The sequence below is a fragment of the Neolewinella maritima genome, assembly GCF_923081025.1.
In the GTDB taxonomy this organism is placed as follows: domain Bacteria; phylum Bacteroidota; class Bacteroidia; order Chitinophagales; family Saprospiraceae; genus Neolewinella; species Neolewinella maritima.
On sequence record NZ_CAKLPZ010000002.1, the window covers coordinates 481,676 to 502,907 of the forward strand.

The window sequence follows — 21,232 nt, forward strand, 5'->3', positions numbered from 1 at the left end:
ATTTATTCCCGCCCCGTAAATGTCCCTTACCTTCCCGGACCTCAATGGTTCCTGATGTTGCGTACGCGTTTGTTCTGCTTACTTTTTCTACTGGGTGTGCTACCGGCCGCCCAGGCGCAAATCGGTCTATCGCGCGCTACGCTGGCCCAAATACCCGCCGCCCAGCTGCCCCTACAGGACAACGCCGCCCTGCTGGCCGCCGCCGAAGACCGGAAAAGCCCCACCCAGCCCCAAGAGTTCGCGGTGAGTCTGGCAGTAGACCTTCGCCCCGCCACCGACGGTCGCTGGACGATCCGGGACGACCGGGCAGTATGGCAGCTGCGGGTACAGAGTCCGGGGGCAAAGTCCCTCAACCTGGGCTTCACCGACTACCGGCTGCCTGCCGGCGCCGAGCTTTACCTGGCTACCCAGACGGCCCGCTACGGTCCCTTCACCGCCGCCGATAATGCGGACCACGCGGAGTTCTGGTCCCCCCTGCTGCCGGGCGACGAGCTGCTGCTGGAACTGGTGATGCCCACCACGGCTACCGACGGGGCCGACCTGGTACTGCGTACCGTCAACCACGACTACCTGGGCATCGCCGCTCAGCTATCCGGGAGTTGCAACGTAGATGTGGTCTGCGGCGTGGCCGATGGCTTCCCCCTGATCGAGGACTTCCGCGACGCGATCCGCAGCGTAGCCGCCTATACTCTTAACGGGCGGGAGCAGTGCACGGGCTTCCTGGTCAACAACACCAACCAGGACGGCCGCCCCCTCTTCCTGACCGCCGAGCACTGCAGGATCACTGCCGAGAACGCCCCCTCCCTGGTCGCCTACTGGAACTTCGAGAACAGTACCTGCCGCGAGCCCGGTTCGGTCAGCAGCGGCGAGGACGGCGACGGTACCCGCAAGGTCTTCAACTCCGGCGCCCGGCTGCTGGCTACTTATCCCGCCTCCGACATGACCCTGGTCGAACTAGACGAGCCGGTTAACCCCGCCGCCAACGCCTTTTTCGCCGGCTGGTCGGCCGAAGACGAGCCGCCCACCGAGGGGGTCGCCTGTGTGCACCACCCGGAGCTGGACGAAAAGCGCATCTCCCTTTCCTTCAAACCCACGGTAGGCTCCGACCCCTTCGGCAGTACCCTGAGCGGGGCCGACTTCAACTACCTCAAGGTGCCTTCCTGGGACCTGGGTACTACCCAGGGAGGCTCGTCCGGCGCGCCGCTGTTCGACCTCGATGGGCGGGCCCGCGGACAGCTACTCGGCGGACTGGCCGGCTGCGGCAACGAGCAGTTCGACGCCTTCGGCTACCTCAACCGCAGCTGGATCGGCGGCGGCACCCCCGCCACCCGCCTCAAGGACTGGCTGGACCCCTGCGGTACGGGACAGCGGACCATCGATGGCCTGGACCAGTCCGTCATCCGCCGCCAACTGGCCGCCGAACGCAGTTGCCTGACCCGCTGTGTAGATCAGTCCGCCACCTTCACCCTGCGGGCGGGGGCGGACTTTGCAACGGGAAGCACCCTCAGGGTACTGGCGCCGGAAGAACTGGGGCTTACCGCACCGGCTACGGTCATCCGCGGCGGCCCGTTCACGATCCGCTACCCGGGAAACGCGGACGTAGCGCCGGGTAGCTATCCAGTGCAGGTCGTAGTCACGACGGAGAACCTGTCCGATACGCTGACCCTGAGCCTGACCCTTCTGCGCGGCGTGCCTCCCGCCCCCCAGCCACTCCTCCCCACCGCCCGGCAGGCGCAGGTCGATCCCTTTGCCATCTTCCGCTGGCGTGCCCGGGCGAATAGTCTGAGTTATGACCTACAGATCGCTACTACTGCGGACTTCTCCGTACGCACCGCCGACCTGCGGGCGATCAGCGATACGACCTACGCGCTGTCCGATGCCCTGGCCGGCGGCACCACCTACTACTGGCGTACGCGGGCCCGCAGCCTGTGCGGGCTGGGCGACTGGTCGACTCCCGCCACCTTTACGACCGCCCCCCAACAGTGCCTGGTGCAGACGCCGCCCTCCCTCCCCCTCGGCATTCCCGGGCGCGACTCGGTACTGGTGGTAGCTAAGGTGGATGTCGTCGACCCCCTCACGATCTCCTCCATCGCCGTGCGCTTCGGGGTGGAGCACACCTTCACCGGCGATCTGTACGCCAGTCTGGTGAGTCCGGGGGGGGATACCATACGCCTGTTCCGCCCGCTGTCCAACGGCCTCTGTACGGGTACACGCATCCAGGTCGACTTTGCCGACGACGGCACCACTACCGCCGCCGACTTCGTAGCCAGCTGCCCGGCCCTACCGGAGGATACCTACCAGAGCGTACAGCCGCTGGACCCCCTCAACCGCCTCATCGGCAGCTCCGCCCAGGGTACCTGGCAGTTGTTGGTGACCGACCGGGCGCCGCAGGACGGCGGGGATATCACCGACTTCGAGCTCCGGCTGTGCGGCAAGAGCAGCGAGACCCGCGACCTTGCCGTAGGGATCACCAGCGAGGCCATCGTAGCCTGCTCCAATGCCGGCGGCACGAGCCAGCTACAGCTCGGGGCGGACTTCACCGACGAGCTCTCCCTGCGGGTCACGGCCGGCGGTCAACCGCTGGACAACTACTCCTTCTCCTTCGATCGGGCTACGGGGCTGCTCGACGTCACCTTCAGCGCCTGGACGCTGGTGGGGGCCGGTACCTACCCCCTGTCCTACACGGTATTCACCGAAGATGCCACCGCCCGCCGCGCGCAGCACACCCTCACGGTACTGCCCGCTCCGGCGTTGGCCGAGCCGCTGTCCGTCGAGCTGGAGCCTGCCGGGGTGACCTTCCGCTGGAGCGCGCCCGTCGCCGGCACCTACACCCTGGAGCTATCCGAAGATGAATCCTTCGCCCAACCCTTCTATACCGCCAGCACCACCGAGACGACGCTGCTGGTACCCGCCGAGATCCTTCCCCCCACCTTCTCCTACCGGCTGACTACTACCTCGGCCTGTGGGACGGTCACGGGCAAGCCCCGGCAAGTCGTCGTAGATAAGCTCAATGCCCTGCGCGGCGGCTTCGGTAGCGACCGCAGCGTAGCCGTCTACCCCAACCCCACCCGCGGCGCGATCACCCTGACCCGGCGGGGGAGCTGGGCCGGTGAGGTCCTTGCGGGTACACTATTCAGCAGTACGGGGCGGCAGCTCAGGACGTGGACTCAGCTGCGCAGCGAGCAGGAAACCCTTCAGATCGGTGACTTACCTCCCGGCATATACATGCTACGGCTCAGCGGCGCGGGCGGGGCACAGACGGTCCGTATGCTGCTCACGCGCTAAGTACCTTGCACCCGCGCCCCCGCCCCATTTGCCTATGCTTCGTCTCTGTATTCTGCTGCTTATTTCCTGTAGTGTGTCCGGCCAAACCGGTATGCAGGACGTCGTCGATCAGTTTGCGGGGTCGCAGGTGCTGCGCAATGCCCTGAAGGCGGTGGACGTACGCGATGCCACTACGGGACGGCGGGTGGCCAGTTACCAGCCGGAGGTGGCCTGTATTCCGGCCTCCACCCAGAAGCTGATCACTTCGGCGGTAGCCATGGACGTACTAGGGGCTGATCACCGCTTCGTGACCCGTCTGGTGACGGGTGGGGCCGTGGAGCAGGGCGTACTGCGGGGACACCTCTACGTGGTGGGCGGCGGGGACCCCACCCTGGGTAGCAGCCGGATGGAGGGGGTAGACGATATCGATGCGGTAGTGCAGCGGTGGGTACGTGCGGTCCGGCAGCGGGGCATCACCCGCATCACGGGGGCGGTGGTCGGCGACGGCAGCTACTTCGGTACCGACGGGGCGGGCCGCGGCTGGCCCTGGGCGGACCTAGGCAACTACTATGGGGCGGGCACCTACGGGCTCAATATCAACGAGAACAGCTACGTGCTGTCGCTGACGCAGCGGCAGCAGGAGGGCAGTACCCCACCGGTGAGCAGCACCGACCCCGTCATTCCCGGTCTGGTGTTCACCAATGAGTTGCGGAGCGGACCGCGGGGCAGCGGCGATCAGGCCTACATCTTCGGAGCACCCTTTACGTACCACTACTTTATTCGGGGGAGCATACCGGTGGGTACGGGGCGCTTCCGGATCCGGGGCAGTATTCCCGATCCGCCCTTGCTGGTGGCGCAACTACTGACCGTAGCCCTGCGGGAGGCGGGCGTGGAGGTCGTACAGTCGCCCGCTACCCACCTGAGCGTCGGTGCCCTGCCGGAGGGGACCGGTGAGCAACTGGACGAACGGCGCTCCCCACCCCTGGCCGAGATCGTGGATCGCACCAACCTGACGAGCAACAACCTATTCGCCGAGACCCTGCTGCGCGAAGTACACCGGACCCGCGCCACTGCCGGCGACGACCTGACCGAAGTGATCGTAGACTGGCTGGAGGCCCGTGGCATTGCCACCGAAGGCTTGCAACTACAGGACGGCAGCGGACTATCCCCGCGCAACTACTTCCCGGCCTCCCTGATGACGGCCCTGCTGGTGGACCGTGCCGGAGCGACGCGGTGGCGGCGGAGCATCCCCCTGGCCGGCCGCTCAGGTAGCTTGAAAAACGTACTGAAGGGTACCGTGGCGGAGGGTCGCGTATGGGGCAAGAGCGGAACGGTAGACGGGGTACGTGCCTACGCGGGCTACGTGGACCGTCCGGACGGCCGGCGGCTGGTCTACCATATCGCGGTCAACAACCATACGCTGCGCGGCGCCCAGCTCAACCCGCTGATCTACGAACTGATGCGTGCGCTGTGCACGGCGGGGCTTTAAGGGGGACCCGGCTTATCTTACCACGCCCTAGCCCTCCCCGTGTATGCGTTTTATCCCCTTGCTGATCTTACTGTGTCTGGGCTGCCAGGAGACGAACGGGCCTGCCCCACCCAGTGAGGACGTATACGCTCCGGCCTCGGTAGAGGACGATACCCGCGAGCGGCACGTCTGGCAGAAGCCGGGGGTAGTGATCGACGCGCTGGGCGATATTGAGGAAAAAGTGATCGCCGATATCGGTGCTGGAGAGGGCTTCTTTGCCCGCCGCCTGGCCCCTCTGGCCGACCGGGTCATTGCCATCGAGATCGATCAGCGCTGGATCGACTACCTGGATACCGTGCGGATGACGGAACTGCCCACCAACCTGCGCTCCAGACTGGAACCCCGCCTGGCCCTGCCGGACGATCCCATGCTGGAAGACGGTGAGGTGGATATCGTACTGTTCGTCAACACCCTCTACCTCATCGACAACCGTCAGGAATACGTGCACCGCCTGCTGCCGGGGCTGCGGTCGGGCGGTCGCCTGGTCATCGTAGACTGGAAGAAAGAAGCTACCGCGTTGGGTCCTGACCTGGGCGATCGCATCAGCCTATCGGATCTGGGCCATATGCTGGAGCAGGCCGGCTTTGCGGTACTGAGTACAGATAACACCTCGCTGGATTACCAGTACATCATGACCGCGGAGAAGAAGTAGCTGTGCTTAATCCCGGTCCAGCCAGCGGAGCAGTAGGGGGATCAGCATCAGGTCGCTGATCAGCGCACTGGCCAGGGTCAGGCTGATCAGCAGACCGATCGTCACGCTGGGTGGGCTGGCGCTGAATAGCATCACCAGGAAACCGAAGAAGAGCACGATCGAGGTGAGCACGATGGCCTTGCCCGTCTCCCGGAAGGTGAGGTGGATCGACTCGGTTACGTCCAGGCCCCGGCGGCGGGCCAGCTTGTACTTGGACAGAAAGTGGATGGTATCGTCGACCGCAATGCCGAAGATGACGGCAAACACGATGCTTACGCCCGCCTCCAGCTCGATACCCAGGTAGCCCAGCATGGCTCCGGCGATGAGCAGGGGGAGCAGGTTGGGGATCAGGCTCACGACCAGCATGCGCCAGTTCTGGAACAGCAGGGCCATGAGCACGCAGACGATCAGGATAGCGATACCGAGTCCCTGCAGCAGGTTGCGCCGGATGTACTCGGCGTTCTTGTCGATGATGAGTCCGGTACCGGTAGCGCGGATCTCGACCAGGGAGGTATCTACGTTGGTGTTGATCCAGGCGGTGGTGTTTTCCAGGAAGACCTTGATACTGTCGGCGCCGATATCATCCATACGGCTGGTGATGCGGGCCTTGCGGCGGTCCTTGCTCACCAGCAGGTTGAGGTTGACGTCGGGTACACGCTCGGCCAGGGCGCGGTACTGGCGGTAGCGGCCTTCGTCGGCGGGCAGCACGTAGGCGTCCGGGCGGTTATTGTTGAAGGCCTGGTTGATGCTGCGGTAGACGGCCGTGATGCTGGCCGTACTCTGTACGAAGGGGAATACCTTGACGTGGTCTTCGATCTTACCGATCTCGCGCAGCACATCGTAATCAGTGACCTGGTCGCTGCTGTCGCGGGTGATCACGGCCATCTCGAAGGGCCTGAAGCCGCTCAGCTCCCGCTCGAAGAACAGGAAATCCTCGGTGACCTTGCGGTCGGTCGGCAGAGTGGATTCGATGCGGTAGTTGGTGGTGATCATCGAGATGCCCAGGACGCACAGCAGAATGGTGGCCGCCGCGCCCAACTTGATGAGGCCCGTGCGGCGCTGAGTGAACTGGTACCAGCCTTCGAGCAGCCGGTCCCAGAACGCCTGCTGGCGGCCGATCTTGACGATCTGGTCCACGCTGAGGTAGCTCAGCAGGGAGGTGGTGAACAGGATGACCGTGACGTAAGCGATCATCACGCCGATGGAGGCATTGATGCCGAAGTCGCGAATGGGGTTGATGCGGCTGGTGAGCAGGCTGGCGAAGCCTACCGCGGTGGTTAGGGAGGTGAGTAGGGTGGCCAGTCCGATCTCCTTCATGGCTACGCGGATGGCGGCTTCCTTGGTGAGTCCCTTCCGTAGCTCGTCGATGTACTTGGACATGATGTGGATCACGTCCGACGTACCCACGATGATCATCAGTACGGGGTACAGGGCAGCAATGGCGTTGAGCTCGCGACCCAGCAGACCCAGCGTGCCCATGAATAGCAGCAGGCCCAGGGCAATGCTGACCAGCGCCACGGCAATACCGAGCGGCCGGCGAAACAGAAAGAACATGACCAGGGTGACCAGCAGGCCGGATACGATGGCCGAGACCACCACCTCCCGGATCTGCAGATCGACCAGCTCGGTCTGGAAGTAGGCGGGGCCCAGGTAGTGGTGCGCCGGGAAGTCGTAGGTCGCGATCAGGCTGTCCAGGCCCGTCATGAGGGCCCGGCTCTGGTCGAGGTTGATCAGGCTGGGGGTCTTGAGTACGGTGACCAGGGCGGTGCCGCGCTTGTTGATCAGGTTACCCACGAAGCGCTCGTCGGCCATAATGCGCGCGCTGTCACTGGCGTAGCGGCTGGGATCATCCAGGTGGATGGCCGGAATGGTCGTGATGGCGAAGGGCGTCTTGATGGGGTAGCCGAAGGAGGTCAGCGACTGGGCGTTCTCCACCCCCGGCAGGTCGCGCACCTGGATGGCAAACTCGTTGGCCTGCCGCAAAAAGGTGCTGTCGAAGACGGAGGGCTCCCGCTCCAGGGCTACCAGTAGGAAGTTGTCGTCCCCGTCGAACTCCTCGATGAATTCAAGAAAGAAATCCAGGTCCTCGTCGCCGCGCGGGAAGAACTGCTGGAAGTCGAAACTGAACTGGAGCTGAAAGCAGCCATAGATCGCTAGGGCAGCATAAAAGGCAAAGCCAAGTAAGACCGGAAGGCGGTATCGGCGCATGTAGGCGGGACTGTTCCGGCATACAAGCGCCCCGGGCACGGATTGTTGGACAGCCGCATGTAATCTTTAGCGCTTGCCCCGGGGGGGCTTGCCGGACTTGCGCTTGTACACTAGGTGCATACGGCTCTCCAGGGGGTTGGCGGTATCCTCCAGGTAGCGGCGGCGGTTGAAGAAGGTCTCACGGGCCAGGAAGAGGGCGGCGAGGAAGGAGTCTGGGCTGGCCTTGTCCTGACCGACCAGGTCGTAGGCCGTACCGTGGTCCGGGGAGGTGCGGATGGCCGATAGCCCCGCCGTGAAATTGACCCCCTTGCCGAAGCTCAGTGCCTTGAAGGGGATAAGGCCCTGATCGTGGTACATAGCCAGTACGGCATCGAACTTCTGGAAGTTGCCGCTGCCGAAAAAGCCGTCGGCGGGGTAGGGGCCCATCGCCATGATGCCGGCCGCCTTCGCCTGCTCGATGGCGGGGCGCACCACCGTAGCATCCTCATTGCCGATGCGGCCGTCGTCGCCGGCGTGGGGGTTGAGGGCCAGCACGCCGATGAGGGGCTTGACGATGCCGAAGTCGGCCCGCAGGCTACGGTCCATGATCTGCAGCTTTTCCAGAATCTTTTTCTGGGTGACGGCGGTGGCGACCTCGGATACGGGAATATGATTCGTCACTACGCCTACCCGTAGCTCGTCCGTGACCAGGAACATCAGGCTTTCGTCTGCTTCCAGGCGGGTGGTGAGCATCTCGGTATGGCCGGGGAAGGGGAAGTCGTCGGCGGGCATCACCGACTTGTTGATGGGGGCGGTGACCAGGGCGTCGATGGTGCTGGCCTTCAGGTCGGCTACGGCGCGTTCCAGGGACTGGGCCGCCGCGCGTCCGCCCGCCGCGGTGGCCTGACCGGGGGTGTACTCGATGGGTTCCTCCCAGGCCGTGACCAGACTCACCTCGCCTTCCCGGGCATCCTCCGCACCTGCGACCGCGGTAAATTGGAAGGTGTGGCTGCCGTCCGTATAGCCGGCGAATACGGTGGGGCTGGCGTATACGACGGGGGTGAAGAGCTCCAGCAGGGTGGCGCGGGTGAGGGCCTTGACTACTACCTCCGGGCCGATGCCATTGACGTCTCCGATTGATATACCTACGCGTAAGGGGGCCATGGTGGGGGAGTTAAGGGGGGGGTGAAGGTAGGCTGTCGGGGATAGGGAACGGTAAAGGGGGCGTAAGTTTGTGGGGTGAAGCGTGCGTGTATTCCTCTGTTGTTAGGCCTGTGCCTCTGCCTGGGCTGTGGACCGGAGGAAGAGGTGCGTATCCAACTCACGCCCGCCCAGATCGATGCGTACCAGGCGATCGCCCGGGAGGAGATCGACGTACTGCGGCCCCGGCTGGATAGCATCTGTGCAGCCACCTTCGAAGCCCGGGTAGCGGCGGCGACGGACAGTATCGTACAGCTGCGGCTGGAGGAAGAGCTGCGCCTGCGCAGGCGGCTGGGACAAAGCGTACCGCAATGAGGGCCGGCGTAGTGGTACTGCTGTGCCTACTCTGTAGCTGTGGACGCAAGGAGGTCGATCCGCAGCTGCTGATCGAAGAACGCGCGGCCAGCCAGATAGCGGGAATGCGGGCGACTGTGCTGCGCAACTGTGAGCGGGACGTGCAGGAGGCTGCGGTATTGCGGGCCGATTCGCTGCTGCTGGACCGCGCCCGCCGTATGCGTCGTATCGCTGGCCGACCACCCAAACCCGGCCGCCCCGGCGCACCCCCCGTACTGGAGCTGTCCGAACCCCTGCCCCTGCGGCCGCTGTTCCCCTTCGAGATCCGGTTCGATACCTTGCTCCGGGACAGCTTACTGCGCGATAGCCTGCTGCAGGATAGTCTGCTACTGGACAGCCTATACCAGGATAGTCTACGGCTGGATAGCTCGCTGCAGTTGCAATAGTGTAAACTATAAGATTACAAACAGGCCATATTGTATAAAATGTAACTATATAGTTGCAAAACTCAGCGAGCGTAACTATATTTGTGACAGCACGACGCCATGCACGCAGACTGCGGATAGATACCTAAACCCCACACGATTTTATTTTTTGCAACCTTTTATGTACGGCCGGGAGCGATCGCTCCCGGCTTTTTTATGCGTGTACGTTGGCGGCGTAGCCGTAGTGGCGCACGCCCTCCGACTCATCGTGGCGGTCGTGGACGTCGGCCAGGAAGAAGGTCCCCTCGCTCTGCCGGGCCACGCTCTTGTTCATTCCGCAGCGGTGCAGCTTTTCGTAGGTCGCGTAGTCGAGTTCCTGCCGGTGGTCGAGGCGCTTGCGCAGGTCGAAGCCGCTGGCGATCTCCTTCCAGCCAGACTGTACCGTGGCGGCGAAGACCTTGGACTTGGATCCACTGCCGTAGGCGAACACGAGCAGTTCCTTGCCGGATAGGTCGGTGTCGGTTTCCACGGCAGACTCCAGGATAGCCACCAGGCTCAGAAAGACACTACCGGCGTAGAGGTTACCGACTCGCGCGCTGGCCCATTCACCGGGGGCGATGTACTGGGTGACGTAGGCCTTGTAGTCCTCCGTCTTACTGACGGCCTTGAGAAACTCGCTGCACTTGGTGATGTAGTGCTCGCGGTCTTCGTAGTCGTCGGCGCAGGGCACGTCCAGTCCGTTGCGGTCGACGAAGTCCATCCACTCGTTGCGCACCTTGAGCTCCTCCATGTACAGCTCGGAGAACATGCGGCGGGCCTGGAAGGCGTACGGCAGGTGGAAGGCCAGGGCGGCGTAGCGGTCTAGCTGGCCGGCCTTGGTGCCGCTGCGGCGGCGGAAGTCGAGCAAGGCCTCCCGGATGCGGGCCTGGTAGGCTTCGCTGCTGTACGGGCCGTCGAATACGGGGGTGTCTTTGTGTAGGGTGAGGTAGCTTTCGTTGCAGTCGAGGATCCCCTTGACACTGAGCTCGGCGGATAGCTTCTGCTCCAGCTCGTCGAGCTGGTAGTCATCGGTGGACAGGTCGGGCAGCAGCTGGATCACTTCGCGGATCAGGTCCTGCTTGCTCACCTTGCGGCGGGGCTTGAAGAAGTCGTGGGCGGGGCGGGTGGCTACGCCGAAGTCCGGGTCGATCACCAGCAGGCGGGGAGCCTGTTTGACGAGCATGGCTACGGCGCCCGCCCCCTGGGTGTACTCGCCGGTGCTGCCCATCTCGTACTTGGCGCTGTCGCTGGCGACCACTACGCCGATCCGGTCGGCTTTAGCGGCGGCCCACTCCAGGGAGTTCTGCAGCGCATCCACGCCGCCGATGCAGGCAAAGGTGAGATCTACTACATCGCAGTGCAGGAAGCAGTTCGGTCCGTAGGCGTCAGCGAAGTGGTCCTGCAGCATATCCAGGATGTAGGTGGCCGTGGGTTTGGCGCCGTCGAGGGCGCTTTCCGTGCCGAGGTAGAGCCGGCCGATGGTGCAGGGGTCGAGGTCGTTCTTGTGCATCAGGTCGAGCACGGCGTTGGCGGCCATGGTGGCGGCGTCTTCGCGGGCGTCGGCTACGGCCATTTGCTCCAGTCCTAATCCCTTATTGAGCTTGGCGTAGGGGATGTCGCGCTGTTCGGCCAGTACGTCGATCGGCAGGTAAAGGCGGGGAATGTAAACGGAAAAATCGTCGATACCGACGGAAGCAGCTGCCATGGGGAGTAGGTTGGGTGAACTGCCACGTCAACACGGCACCCCGGCTAGGGTTTAGCGCATGCGCCGGGCCACCCGGCAGTGGCGCAGGTATTCCAGGATCATGGCGGGCACGAGTTCGCCGGAGAGGCTGTGGCCGCAGTCGCGCGTGGTGATCAGGCTGGAGCCCGCCCAGTTGGCGTGCATCTCGTAGGCTCCGGTGATGGGGGCCAGCTCGTCGCACTCATCGTGGATGATCAGGCCCGGTATGCGCAGGTTCTTCACGTAATTGATGAAGGAAATGTCCGTAAAGCTGACGTCCAGCTTGCGGCGGAAGGTGTCGTCGATGCCGCGCTTGACCTTATCGTGCACTCCGATGACGTCGCAAAATTTGTCGATAAAGTTTTCCAGCTCGCCCGGTACGGCCATGCTGATGAGCTGCTCGGGCTCGTGGCGGGCCCGCATCTCGGTGAGGTACCAGATGGCGGCCATGCCGCCGGCCGAGTGGGCGATCCAGTAGTGGGGGGCGAAGCCGAGCCGGTCCAGGTAGGCCTCCAGCGCTTCGGCGTACAGCAGGGCCGTGAAGCGGCTGCCGCCGCTGCGCCCGTGGGCCGGTGCATCGAAGGCGTAGATGGAGTAGCCCGCCTGCCGCAGCGGCTCGAAGAAGGCGAACCAGCGCCCGCTGTTGCTCTCCCAGCCGTGCAGCAGCAGCACGCTCGGCCCCTTGCCCGGCCAGTGGTAGCACTGCAGCTTGGTGCCGTCCGCTACGACGGTCGACCGCTGGGCCGATTTCATGAATGCATCGCTGAGGGGCTCGTCGGCGGCCCGGCGGGGCTTACTCAGCAAGTAGTAGCCCAGGGCGCCGGCCTGCCGCTTAGACATTCTGGCCGTACCGTTCAGCAGCCGCCGTATGCCTCCCAGTACCAGTCGTTCCTTTCTTCCTGCCATGCAGCTGCCCGCGCCTTAGGTCCGCGCAGTAGAGCGGCAAACTTAAGGCCGCCGCGCGGAACTTCCCGTTCAGGCGGGGGGTTATCTCCACTCCCAACCCCACGCCATGGCCGCCTTCCTACCCCGACTGACCCAGCTCTACGCCAGGGCCTTCGCGGGCCTGCCGCGCAAGGTGTGGCTGCTCTCCCTGATCATGGTGGTCAACCGCAGCGGCGCCATGGTCATCGCCTTTCTGAGTGTCTACCTGGTCAACTCCATGGGCTACTCGGCCACCGACGCCGGCTGGGTCATGGGCTTCTTCGGAGCCGGGGGCATCGTGGGCAACTACGTCGGCGGACTCCTCAACGACCGCTACGGCTCCTGGCACATCATGGTCTTCAGCCTCATTGGGGCCGGCTTTCTGCACATCCTGATCGGACAGGTCACGGCCTTCTGGCCACTCTGCATCCTGGTGTTCCTCACCTCGGTGACCGCCGATGCCTTCCGCCCCGCCAACCGCGCCGCCATCGCAGTATACGCCGATGCCGAGCACCTCACCCAGGCCTACGGTCTGCAGCGCCTGGCCGCCAACCTGGGCTTCTCCGTGGGCCCGGCGCTGGGCGGACTCCTCATCACCCTCTACGGCTACCAGAGCCTCTTCTGGGCCGATGGCATCACCTTCCTGCTGGCCGCCGCCCTGTTCGTCATCATGCTCCCCGCCGACGAGACCGCACGGCCCCTGGTAGAAGACCCCGCACCCCCGATAGCTAGCGGGGCCCCCGCCCTACAGCAACCCCTGAAGGAGACCCGCTCCGCCCTGCGGCAGCCCTGGCTGGTGTGTCTGGCCCTGGCCAACACCTGTGTCATCACGGCCTTCTTTCAGTTCTTCAGCACCATTCCCGTTTACCTGACGAGCAACGGCTACACGGAGGGGGAATTCGGTCTGCTGCTCACGATCAGCGGCGTGCTCATCGTAGCGGTGGAGATGCCGCTGGTGTACCTGGCCGATCGCCGCTACCGGCCACTGTACGTCATGCTGGGTGGCGTATGCCTCATCCTGGCGGGCTACTTCATGCTGCCGCTGGCCGTGCCCGTGGGCTATGCCCTGGTGGTGGTCTGGATCGTGCTCATCACGCTGGGGGAGATCTTCTTCATGCCCTTCACCAGCACCTACGTGGCCAAGCACGCGCCACCCGTACGGCGGGGGGAGTACCTGGGCGTACTCTCGGCGAGCTACTCGCTGGCCTTTATTCTGTGTCCGGTGATCGGTTTTCAGCTGGCGGAGCGGTTCGGCTACGTCACCTCGATCTACGGGATGACCAGCTTCGGGCTGGTCGGCATCGTGCTGCTCTTTGGCGTGGATCGGGCCCGGGAGGCCCGTACACGTACGCTGGCGGGCGGCTACGTCTAGGTCAGCGTATCGATTACGGTCTTCAGCGTCACGAAGAACGGCTCGCGCGCCTCGGCGGATACTTCCTCCTCGCCCTCGGCCAGCGTCAGGTCCTCTACGAAGGCCAGCAGGTCCTCCTGTTTGGTTTGCTCGAAGAAGGGCGTCAGCCGGTCGCGAAAGGTCGGCGCCTTGGACTGGGAGAGCTGCTGGTAGTTGGCCTCTTCGGCCGTGGCGATGGCCTCGCCACTCACTTCCTTGGTCTCCGGCTGGTCGGCGGTCACGGCCTGAAAGATCACCAGGGCAGCAAAGAGCAGCAGGTCGCGCTCCAGTTCCGTGAAGGCCTCCACGTCTTCATTCGTGAGATAGTCCATCAGCTCCGGCTGGCGGTCGGCAAAGTCGTCCACCTCCCGTTCGTAGGTGTCTGGGCTCCGTTCCAGGCGTTCCAGTACTTGATCGATCGTAGCTTCGGTAATCATAGGGGCGAGGTCGCGGGTGCGGGGTAAAATAGGATAGGCGGTGTGCTGTACGGCCATGGTTACCGCGCCTCCACGGCTTGGACGCTCGGCCTGCAAGGCCTCGACCTGGGCGGGCGTGGGGGCTAAGCTTTTACAAAGGCAAATCGGCCACCCGCATCGTCGAAGACCAGGAAGCAGAAATCGTCGCCGTTGGTCTTATAGACCTTGCGGAAGGGGTCGATCTTTTCCTGGGTGACAACCTGCTTAGCTACCAGCTCTTCGAGGGTAGTGACGTTGACGGTCCAGATCAGCTCCCGCTTGGTGGGCACTTCGAGCAGGAAGATGCCGGGGATGCTATCGGGATCGTCGCCGGCGTAGGCCACGAAGATGGGGTAGTTGCTCACCTTTTCGTCCCGCACCGTCTCGGCCGCCTGCCGCAGGGGCTGGTGGTAGGCCTTGATGTCGGTCTGGAGCTGGAGGTAGTTGGCGGTGTCTGACATGGGCGGGGGCATCTAGGGGGCCAGGCGTTCGCGGGTCCACGACGGGCTCGTCTCTTCCGTGCGGGAGTAGGCCAGGCGGTCGTGTAGGCGGCTGCTGCGCCCCTGCCAGAACTCGATCAGGGTAGGGATGACGACGAAGCCGCCCCAGTGATCGGGTTTGGGCAGTTTTTCCTGATCCGCGAAGCGCTGTTCCATTTCTTCCTGGCGTGCCTCGAGTAGCTCGCGGCTGGGGATCACATCGCTCTGCGGACTGGTCCAGGCACCGATCTGACTCTTCTTGGGCCGGCTCTGAAAGTACTCCGTGGAGGCTTCCTCGCTCAGTTTTTCCACCCGTCCTTCGATGCGCACCGAGCGCTGCAGTTGCAGCCAGTTGAACACTACGGCCACGTGGGGGTGGGCGCTGATCTCGTGCCCCTTACGGCTATCGTAGTTGGTATAGAAGATGAAGCCGCGGTCGCTGACCTCCTTGAGGAGTACGGTGCGGGCGGCGGGGTGACCCTGGGCGTTGATGGTGGCTACGACCATGGCGTTGGGCTCGGGGTCGTCGCTGTCCTTAGCCGCCTCGAACCACTGGTTGAATAGCGGAAAGGGGTCGGTGGCGGGGGCGTCCTGCTCCAGGAGTTGATCGGCCTGGTAGTCTACGCGTAGGTCTTGGGCGTCTATGGGCATTTTAACCGCGGATTTACACCCCCCTCCGCTGAAGAGGGGCTGGGGAGAAGAATCCTAGGCCGCTGCGCGGAGCACTTCCAGCATGCCGCCTTCCAGCTTGGTTTTGGCGTAGCGGGCGTCGATGGTGTAGTGCTTCACTTCCTTGCGGCCGGGCAGGTCGAACATGGCGTCGGTCATGACGGCTTCGCAGATGGAGCGCAGACCGCGGGCACCGAGCTCGTACTCGAGGGCAGTCTCGGCGATGTACTGCACGGCGTCGTCCGTGAAGGTCAGGTTGATGCCCTCCAGGCGGAACAGGTGCTGGTACTGCCGCATCAGACTATTGCGGGGCTCTACGAGGATGCGCTTCATAGCGTCCAGGTCGAGAGGGCGCAGGTAGGTCACAATGGGCAACCGGCCGATGAGTTCGGGGATCATACCGAAGCGCTTGACGTCGCGGTGGGTGACGTACTGTAGCATGTCCTCCTCCTTGATCTGCTTCTTGTTGGCATTGCCGTAACCGATCACCTTGGTGTTGGTACGCCGGGCGATGATCTTCTCGATACCATCGAAGGCTCCGCCGCAGATGAACAGGATGTTCTGGGTATTGACCTTGACGAGCTTCTGCTCGGGGTGCTTGCGGCCGCCCTGGGGGGGTACGTTGACGTCGGTACCTTCCAGCATCTTGAGCATGGCCTGCTGTACGCCCTCGCCGCTTACGTCGCGGGTGATGCTGGGGTTGTCGCTCTTGCGGGCCACCTTGTCCATCTCGTCGATGTAGACGATGCCGTGCTCGGCGGCGGCTACATTGTAGTCGCAAACCTGGAGCAGGCGGCTGAGGATGCTCTCGACGTCCTCACCTACGTAGCCCGCCTCGGTAAAGACCGTGGCATCTACGATAGCAAAGGGGACCTGGAGAAATTTGGCGATGGTCTTGGCCAGCAAGGTCTTGCCGGTACCGGTGCGTCCGACCAGCAGGATGTTACTCTTTTCGATCTGTACCTCGTCGTCGGCCGCAGCCGGGTTGGCCAGTCGCTTGTAGTGGTTGTAGACCGCTACGGAGAGGATCTTCTTGGCGGCGTCCTGCCCGATCACGTACTTGTCGAGGTGTTCCTTGATGTGGCTGGGGATGACCCCCTTGGGGAGGTTGAACTCGAAGCCGGGGGTCTTGGCGTCCTGGGCGGGCTGCTCACCGGCGGCGCCGGCATTCTGTCCTTCCGGCATAACCCCACCGTAGAGCTCTTCGGCTACGATTTCCTGGGCCTGCTCTACGCAGACCTCACAGATGTGGGCGTCCAGTCCGGCTACGAGGACCAGGGCGTCACTCTTGTCGCGGCCACAGAAGGAGCAGCGGAAATCTTGTCGTTTACCTCTCATCATAGGTAGGGGGTATATACTTGTTCGTACGCAAGGTATTGCGTTCACGGTCGAATAAAGAACGGCGGACCGGCGCCGACACCTTATGTCGCGTCGCTACCGGTCCGCCGTCGCGGGCGGGCTAGCCGAATCTTATGCGGCAGCCTTCTCGCGGCTCAGTACTTCGTCGACGAGGCCGTACTCGACGGCTTCGATGGCGGTTTTCCAGTTGTCACGGTCGGAATCCTTCTCGATGGCCTCGAAGGTTTGTCCGGTATGGTTGGCCAGGATGGTGTAGAGCTCCTCGCGCAGCTTGGAGATCAGCTGGTAGTTGATCTCCATGTCGGAGAACTGGCCCTGCATGCCACCACTAGGCTGGTGGATCATGACCCGGGCGTGGGGCAGAATAGAGCGCTTGCCCTTGGTGCCGGCGGCCAGGAGCACGGAGCCCATGGAGGCGGCCAGACCGGTACAGATCGTGGCTACGTCGGGGGTGACGTACTGCATGGTATCGTACATGCCCATACCGGCGATGACGCTACCACCGGGGCTGTTGATGAACATCTGCACGTCGCGCTTGGGGTCGACGGATTCCAGGAACAGCAGCTGCGCCTGTACGACGTTAGCTACGTAGTCGGTGACCTGGACGCCCATAAAGATGATGCGGTCCATCATCAGGCGGCTGAATACATCCAGTGCGGCGACATTCATCTGCCGCTCTTCGATCACGTTAGGGGAGAAGCCCGTGACCTGGGGGGAGGCCATGCCTCCGATGGCGTGGGCGTATTTTTCCAGGTGCATAGTACTCATACCCATGTGCCGGGTCGCGTACTTCATGAATTCATCCTGGGGGACTTGGGGAGTCATACTCGTCTTAATTTGTAGTGGATAGTCTCCCGGTAAACGTGCCAGTCACCCTAGGGTTGAGGTTAAACACGGAGGTGCCACGGCGGGGAAGCACGGAGGTAACACGGAGGCCCGTCGGCATGGCGCCGTGCTACCTCCATGACGTACGCTGTGGTACCCTTGTAATAGGTTACTCTTCCTCCTCGCCGGCCGGCGTATTCGCCTCATTGAAGGCCTTGATCGTGGCGTTGAACTCCTCTACGGAGAGCGGCTTGTCCTCAAGGGTCACGTCTTCGCGCACGGCGGCCATGATCTTCTTCTCCAGGGCGTTGCTGCTCATCTCCTCGCGCTGCTTATCGTCCTTGAGCATGTTCTGGATGTAGTTGTCCAGGAACTCGTCAGTAAGGAAGTCGGGGCGCTGCCCGCCCAGCATGCGGAGCAGGGATTCCAGGGCTTCGGCGCGGACGTCCTCGTACTGCAGCTCGATCTCCTTCTGCTCGGCGATCTTGTTGCGGATCAACATCCAGCGTACGCTGCGCTCGAAGAGGGCAAATTCGGTATCTGAGTCCTGCTCCTTCTTGCTGAGTTTGCGCATCAGCTCGGTCGGCACCTCGAAGTCGTTGCCCTCCACCAGCGCGCGCTGGATCTCGAAGTTGGCCATCGATACACCCTGACCGTTGAAGCCCTCGGAGGCATTCTCGGCCAGGCGCTCGCGCAGCTGCTCCTCGTTAGAGACCTCGCCCTGGGGGTCGAACTGGATGAAGAACTCCTCATTGAGCTCGGCGGGGGTCAGGCGGGCTACCTTATTTACGGTGATAGTGAAGGACTTGCCCTTCAGATCTACGGCATGCTCGTGGCGCTCGGCCTCGTCGAAGTCGTCTACGGTATCGATCTCGACGTCTTCCGGCTCGTTGTCGTTGTCGCTTTCGTCCTTCTCGCTATCCAGCTCCAGCAGGTACTTGCGTACACTGGCTTCGGTGCCTTCCTTTTCGACGGTGGTGAGGTCCTCCACAGTGATGCTCGTCCCGATGGGCTGCTCGAGAAGCTGCTCCTTGACGGTATCGGACAGACTATCCACGTACAGGGAGGTCTCGTTGCTGATCGGTCCGTCGACTTCCTGGATGGTGACCTTCAGGATATCGTTCTCCCCGATGGTGCCTTCCTCGACGTCTTCGGTGGTGCCGCGCTGTTTGCGCAGGCTTTCTACCTGCTCGTCGATGAACTCTTTGTTGGTGTCGAGGACGTACTTGGTGAAGGCCTGTTCGGGCAGTTGCAGCTCGAAGTCGGGCTCCAGACCGAGGTCATAGCTCAGCTTGAGGTCCTTGATGTTAGTAGCGCTGATCATTTCCACCTTCTCCTCCTCGTCGGGTACGGGGCTGAAGATGAGCTTAATGTCGTGCTCCTCGATGTAGCCGAACAGCTCTTCCTGGATGGTGCGGTCGAGCATGGGGCCGAAGACCTGATTGCCCATGAGCTTGCGCAGGGCCGACATGGGCACCTTACCCTTCCGGAATCCTTTGATGCTTACCCGCTTGCTCTCTTTTTTGAGCTCCTCGTTAAGGTGCTTGCTGAGCTCCTCCTTCGAGAATGCCAGTTGGATGCGACCGGTTACCGGCCCGGTCTTTTCGTACGTTACTTCGGCCATAATGCTACTACGTTAAACTGGCCTACCCGGGAAAGGTAGGCCAGTGGTGCGGGTGAAAGGACTCGAACCTTCACGCCTTGCGGCACTAGAACCTAAATCTAGCATGTATACCAATTTCATCACACCCGCGTGAAATCGCCCGCAAAGGTACATGCGCTGGAGAGAACATCCAAGAGAAGGGTTAGCCTATTCACGCTGCAAATATTTACTACAATAGTAGTAGATTAATTTGCAACTACTACAGCTGTCGTATATATTTGGAGTATGTCACATTCCAAGCCTCCTTCCGAAGGGGAACTCCTAGTGTTACAGGCGCTCTGGGAGTGTCCCGTCACTACAGTACAGCAAGTACATACATGGCTAGAGGAGCAGGGCAAGAAAGTGGCGTACACGACCGTGCTTACTCAACTGCAACGCATGCACCGCAAGGGACTAGTTGACCGGCAGCGCAACGGCAAGCAACACCTCTATACGGCGGTGCCGGAGCGGGTAGCCGTAGAAGCTCAACTGATCGCCCACCTGCGGGATACGGCCTTTGGGGGGTCAGAGATCCGTCTGGCACTACGTGCGCTGGGTAGCCATCGGCAGTTCGACACCGGTGAGCTCGATGCGTTGCAGGACTGGCTAGCGCAGCAGAAAACCGACACAAATGACTGAGCTCATTCCCTACGATTGGGGCGTGGCGATCGCCCGGGCCCTGCTGCACACGCTATGGGTGTTCGCCCTCCTGACGGGGTTAGCCCATGCCTGCTGCTCGGTCAGCCGCTCCGCAGCCGTTCGCTACCGCATCTACCTCATTTGCTTAGTAAGCCTGCCCCTCGCGTTTGCCGCCCTCACGTGGTGGTTCATGCCCTTAGCCGATACAGGCTTACCAGTCGCTTTGCCGGAGTCAGACTTTCCGCAGGCCATACCAGATGAGGAAGTACCAACGGTCCCGCCCGTCCCCTGGCCGGTCTACCTGACTATAGGATACTTAGTTGGACTGGTTGCCTTCGGGCTGCGTACCGCCTACCACTATGTGCGGGGACGCAGCCTCCGTCGGAGTGGCCTGCCCCCGCCCCCGCAGGCCCGCCGGCAGTTCCGTGTCCTACGGGAGAGCCTAAGCAAGACCGTCGACGCGAGTTGGCGCATCAGCCGCCGGATCTCTACGGTCGTTGCCATCGGGTTTCTACACCCCATCATCTTGTTCCCTATCGGACTTCTCAACCAACTCACCCCGCAGGAAACTGAAGCAATCCTGCTGCACGAACTGGCCCACCTAATGCGCAACGATCACCGTTGGGTAGTGCTGCAGCAACTAGTCGGCGACTTATTTTTCTACCACCCCCTCGTCTACTGGCTAGGGCGGCAGCTCGAGCGGGAACGTGAATTTGCCTGCGACGACATCGTACGGCAGCGCGTAGCGCGAGGCGTGTACGCCAGTGCCCTCCTGCGGGTGGCGCGCTATACCCAGTCTATTCATCAACCTTCAAACCCACTTGCTGTGAATGCCATCCATTCCCTTGCCCAGCGCCTGCACCGACTCTTTACTCCCGCACAGACCTCTGGCCGGTCCTGGCCTTATCCCTATCCCTCGGTAGCCCTACTCGTAGGGCTCTTCGTACTACTTACCGGTACGCTCTCCTGGGCACAGACCAATACTACCACGGTAGCTGAAGAGCAGTCATCAGTACAGGGGCGGGTGCTGGACGCGGTAACCCTACAGCCACTGATCGGTGTAACCGTACGAAACGAGGCCACCAGTGCCGGTACCATCACGGATTTCGAAGGGCGCTACGCACTAATACTTACACCGGGTGAGCATCAGGTAGAGATCGCCTACGTAGGTTATCCTACTCGCAAGACCACGCTTACGGTAGCGGGGACTACTCAGCTTGATGTACTGTTGGATAAAGAGGGAGGGAATATCCCGGAAGGGGCCAGCACTACTAGCACAGTAATCCGTACCGGGGAAGGAAACCCTAAACGCCTGAGGAGCGGAAACATCCTATACATCGTCGACGGTAAGCGCTTCGAGGGCGACCCGACTGATCAACTAGACCCAGGTGACATCGAACGCGTCGACGTTCATAAAGACCCTGAAACCATTGCCTCTGTCGGCTACGGTGGCGGCTTCGAGGGGGCTATCATCATCACGCTGAAAAAGCGTGAGTAGG

At 62.6% G+C, this 21,232-nt stretch carries 18 protein-coding genes and 1 tRNA gene; 8 read left to right on the forward strand and 11 right to left on the reverse strand.

What is annotated here, in order from left to right; translation table 11 throughout:
- Nucleotides 1-69: 69 nt before the first annotated feature.
- The 3 genes from MJQ68_RS10410 (at nt 70) to MJQ68_RS10420 (ending at nt 5,444) form a co-directional block, all read left to right on the forward strand.
- The gene (locus MJQ68_RS10410) at nt 70-3,285 is read left to right on the forward strand and encodes a proprotein convertase P-domain-containing protein (RefSeq protein WP_238751045.1); all 3,216 of its coding nucleotides are present in this window, start codon (nt 70-72) and stop codon (nt 3,283-3,285) included.
- Nucleotides 3,286-3,358: 73 nt separating this feature from the next.
- Nucleotides 3,359-4,753, forward strand: coding sequence for a D-alanyl-D-alanine carboxypeptidase/D-alanyl-D-alanine endopeptidase (gene dacB, locus MJQ68_RS10415; protein ID WP_238751046.1), 1,395 nt, complete (start codon nt 3,359-3,361; stop codon nt 4,751-4,753).
- Between the two features lie 43 nt (nt 4,754-4,796).
- Complete coding sequence (locus MJQ68_RS10420; RefSeq protein ID WP_238751047.1) at nt 4,797-5,444, forward strand: class I SAM-dependent methyltransferase; 648 nt, start codon at nt 4,797-4,799, stop codon at nt 5,442-5,444.
- 6 nt (nt 5,445-5,450) lie between these two features.
- Here the strand turns inward: MJQ68_RS10420 and MJQ68_RS10425 are convergent, their stop codons facing one another.
- Nucleotides 5,451-7,691 (reverse strand): efflux RND transporter permease subunit, encoded by a 2,241-nt coding sequence (locus tag MJQ68_RS10425; RefSeq protein ID WP_238751048.1) that lies wholly within the window; start codon nt 7,689-7,691, stop codon nt 5,451-5,453.
- A 66-nt stretch (nt 7,692-7,757) separates the two neighbouring features.
- Complete coding sequence (gene pdxA, locus MJQ68_RS10430) at nt 7,758-8,834, reverse strand: 4-hydroxythreonine-4-phosphate dehydrogenase PdxA (RefSeq protein WP_238751049.1); 1,077 nt, start codon at nt 8,832-8,834, stop codon at nt 7,758-7,760.
- Between the two features lie 75 nt (nt 8,835-8,909).
- Here pdxA and MJQ68_RS10435 point away from each other — a divergent pair, with 75 nt between their 5' ends.
- Entirely contained in the window at nt 8,910-9,185 is a 276-nt protein-coding gene (locus tag MJQ68_RS10435; protein ID WP_238751050.1) for a hypothetical protein, read from the forward strand.
- Nucleotides 9,182-9,610 carry a hypothetical protein gene (locus MJQ68_RS10440; RefSeq protein WP_238751051.1) on the forward strand — a complete coding sequence of 143 codons (429 nt, stop codon included), beginning with the start codon at nt 9,182-9,184 and terminating at the stop codon, nt 9,608-9,610. The genes MJQ68_RS10435 and MJQ68_RS10440 overlap by 4 nt, the downstream gene beginning before the upstream one ends.
- Before the next feature lie 193 nt (nt 9,611-9,803).
- On the opposite strand, the gene MJQ68_RS10445 is transcribed toward MJQ68_RS10440, so the two are convergent.
- Nucleotides 9,804-11,333: a hydroxymethylglutaryl-CoA synthase family protein gene (locus MJQ68_RS10445; protein WP_238751052.1), complete on the reverse strand. Its 1,530-nt coding sequence runs from the start codon at nt 11,331-11,333 to the stop codon at nt 9,804-9,806.
- A 51-nt stretch (nt 11,334-11,384) separates the two neighbouring features.
- A complete protein-coding gene (locus MJQ68_RS10450) occupies nt 11,385-12,257 on the reverse strand; it encodes an alpha/beta fold hydrolase (protein WP_238751053.1) in 873 nt (290 codons plus the stop codon).
- A 106-nt stretch (nt 12,258-12,363) separates the two neighbouring features.
- On the opposite strand from MJQ68_RS10450, the gene MJQ68_RS10455 reads away from it, so the two are divergent.
- Nucleotides 12,364-13,647, forward strand: a complete 1,284-nt coding sequence (locus MJQ68_RS10455) for an MFS transporter (protein ID WP_238751054.1) — start codon at nt 12,364-12,366, stop codon at nt 13,645-13,647.
- Here the strand turns inward: MJQ68_RS10455 and MJQ68_RS10460 are convergent.
- From MJQ68_RS10460 to MJQ68_RS10490, 7 genes are all read right to left on the reverse strand, one after another.
- On the reverse strand, nt 13,644-14,102 hold the full coding sequence (locus MJQ68_RS10460) for a hypothetical protein (protein ID WP_238751055.1): 459 nt from the start codon (nt 14,100-14,102) through the stop codon (nt 13,644-13,646). The genes MJQ68_RS10455 and MJQ68_RS10460 overlap by 4 nt on opposite strands.
- A gap of 122 nt (nt 14,103-14,224) precedes the next feature.
- A complete protein-coding gene (locus tag MJQ68_RS10465) occupies nt 14,225-14,581 on the reverse strand; it encodes a hypothetical protein (RefSeq protein ID WP_238751056.1) in 357 nt (118 codons plus the stop codon).
- Between the two features lie 12 nt (nt 14,582-14,593).
- Nucleotides 14,594-15,250, reverse strand: a complete 657-nt coding sequence (pdxH, locus tag MJQ68_RS10470; RefSeq protein ID WP_238751057.1) for a pyridoxamine 5'-phosphate oxidase — start codon at nt 15,248-15,250, stop codon at nt 14,594-14,596.
- Nucleotides 15,251-15,304: 54 nt separating this feature from the next.
- Nucleotides 15,305-16,606, reverse strand: coding sequence for an ATP-dependent Clp protease ATP-binding subunit ClpX (clpX, locus tag MJQ68_RS10475; protein WP_406612902.1), 1,302 nt, complete (start codon nt 16,604-16,606; stop codon nt 15,305-15,307).
- Nucleotides 16,607-16,738: 132 nt separating this feature from the next.
- Nucleotides 16,739-17,452: a ClpP family protease gene (locus tag MJQ68_RS10480; RefSeq protein ID WP_264759001.1), complete on the reverse strand. Its 714-nt coding sequence runs from the start codon at nt 17,450-17,452 to the stop codon at nt 16,739-16,741.
- 169 nt (nt 17,453-17,621) lie between these two features.
- Entirely contained in the window at nt 17,622-19,076 is a 1,455-nt protein-coding gene (locus MJQ68_RS10485) for a trigger factor (protein WP_238751059.1), read from the reverse strand.
- A 44-nt stretch (nt 19,077-19,120) separates the two neighbouring features.
- Nucleotides 19,121-19,205, reverse strand: a tRNA-Leu gene (locus MJQ68_RS10490).
- A 135-nt stretch (nt 19,206-19,340) separates the two neighbouring features.
- Between MJQ68_RS10490 and MJQ68_RS10495 the strand changes: the two genes are divergently transcribed.
- Nucleotides 19,341-19,733 carry a BlaI/MecI/CopY family transcriptional regulator gene (locus tag MJQ68_RS10495; protein ID WP_238751060.1) on the forward strand — a complete coding sequence of 131 codons (393 nt, stop codon included), beginning with the start codon at nt 19,341-19,343 and terminating at the stop codon, nt 19,731-19,733.
- The gene (locus MJQ68_RS10500) at nt 19,726-21,231 is read left to right on the forward strand and encodes a M56 family metallopeptidase (protein ID WP_238751061.1); all 1,506 of its coding nucleotides are present in this window, start codon (nt 19,726-19,728) and stop codon (nt 21,229-21,231) included. The genes MJQ68_RS10495 and MJQ68_RS10500 overlap by 8 nt, the downstream gene beginning before the upstream one ends.
- Nucleotide 21,232: the final 1 nt, after the last annotated feature.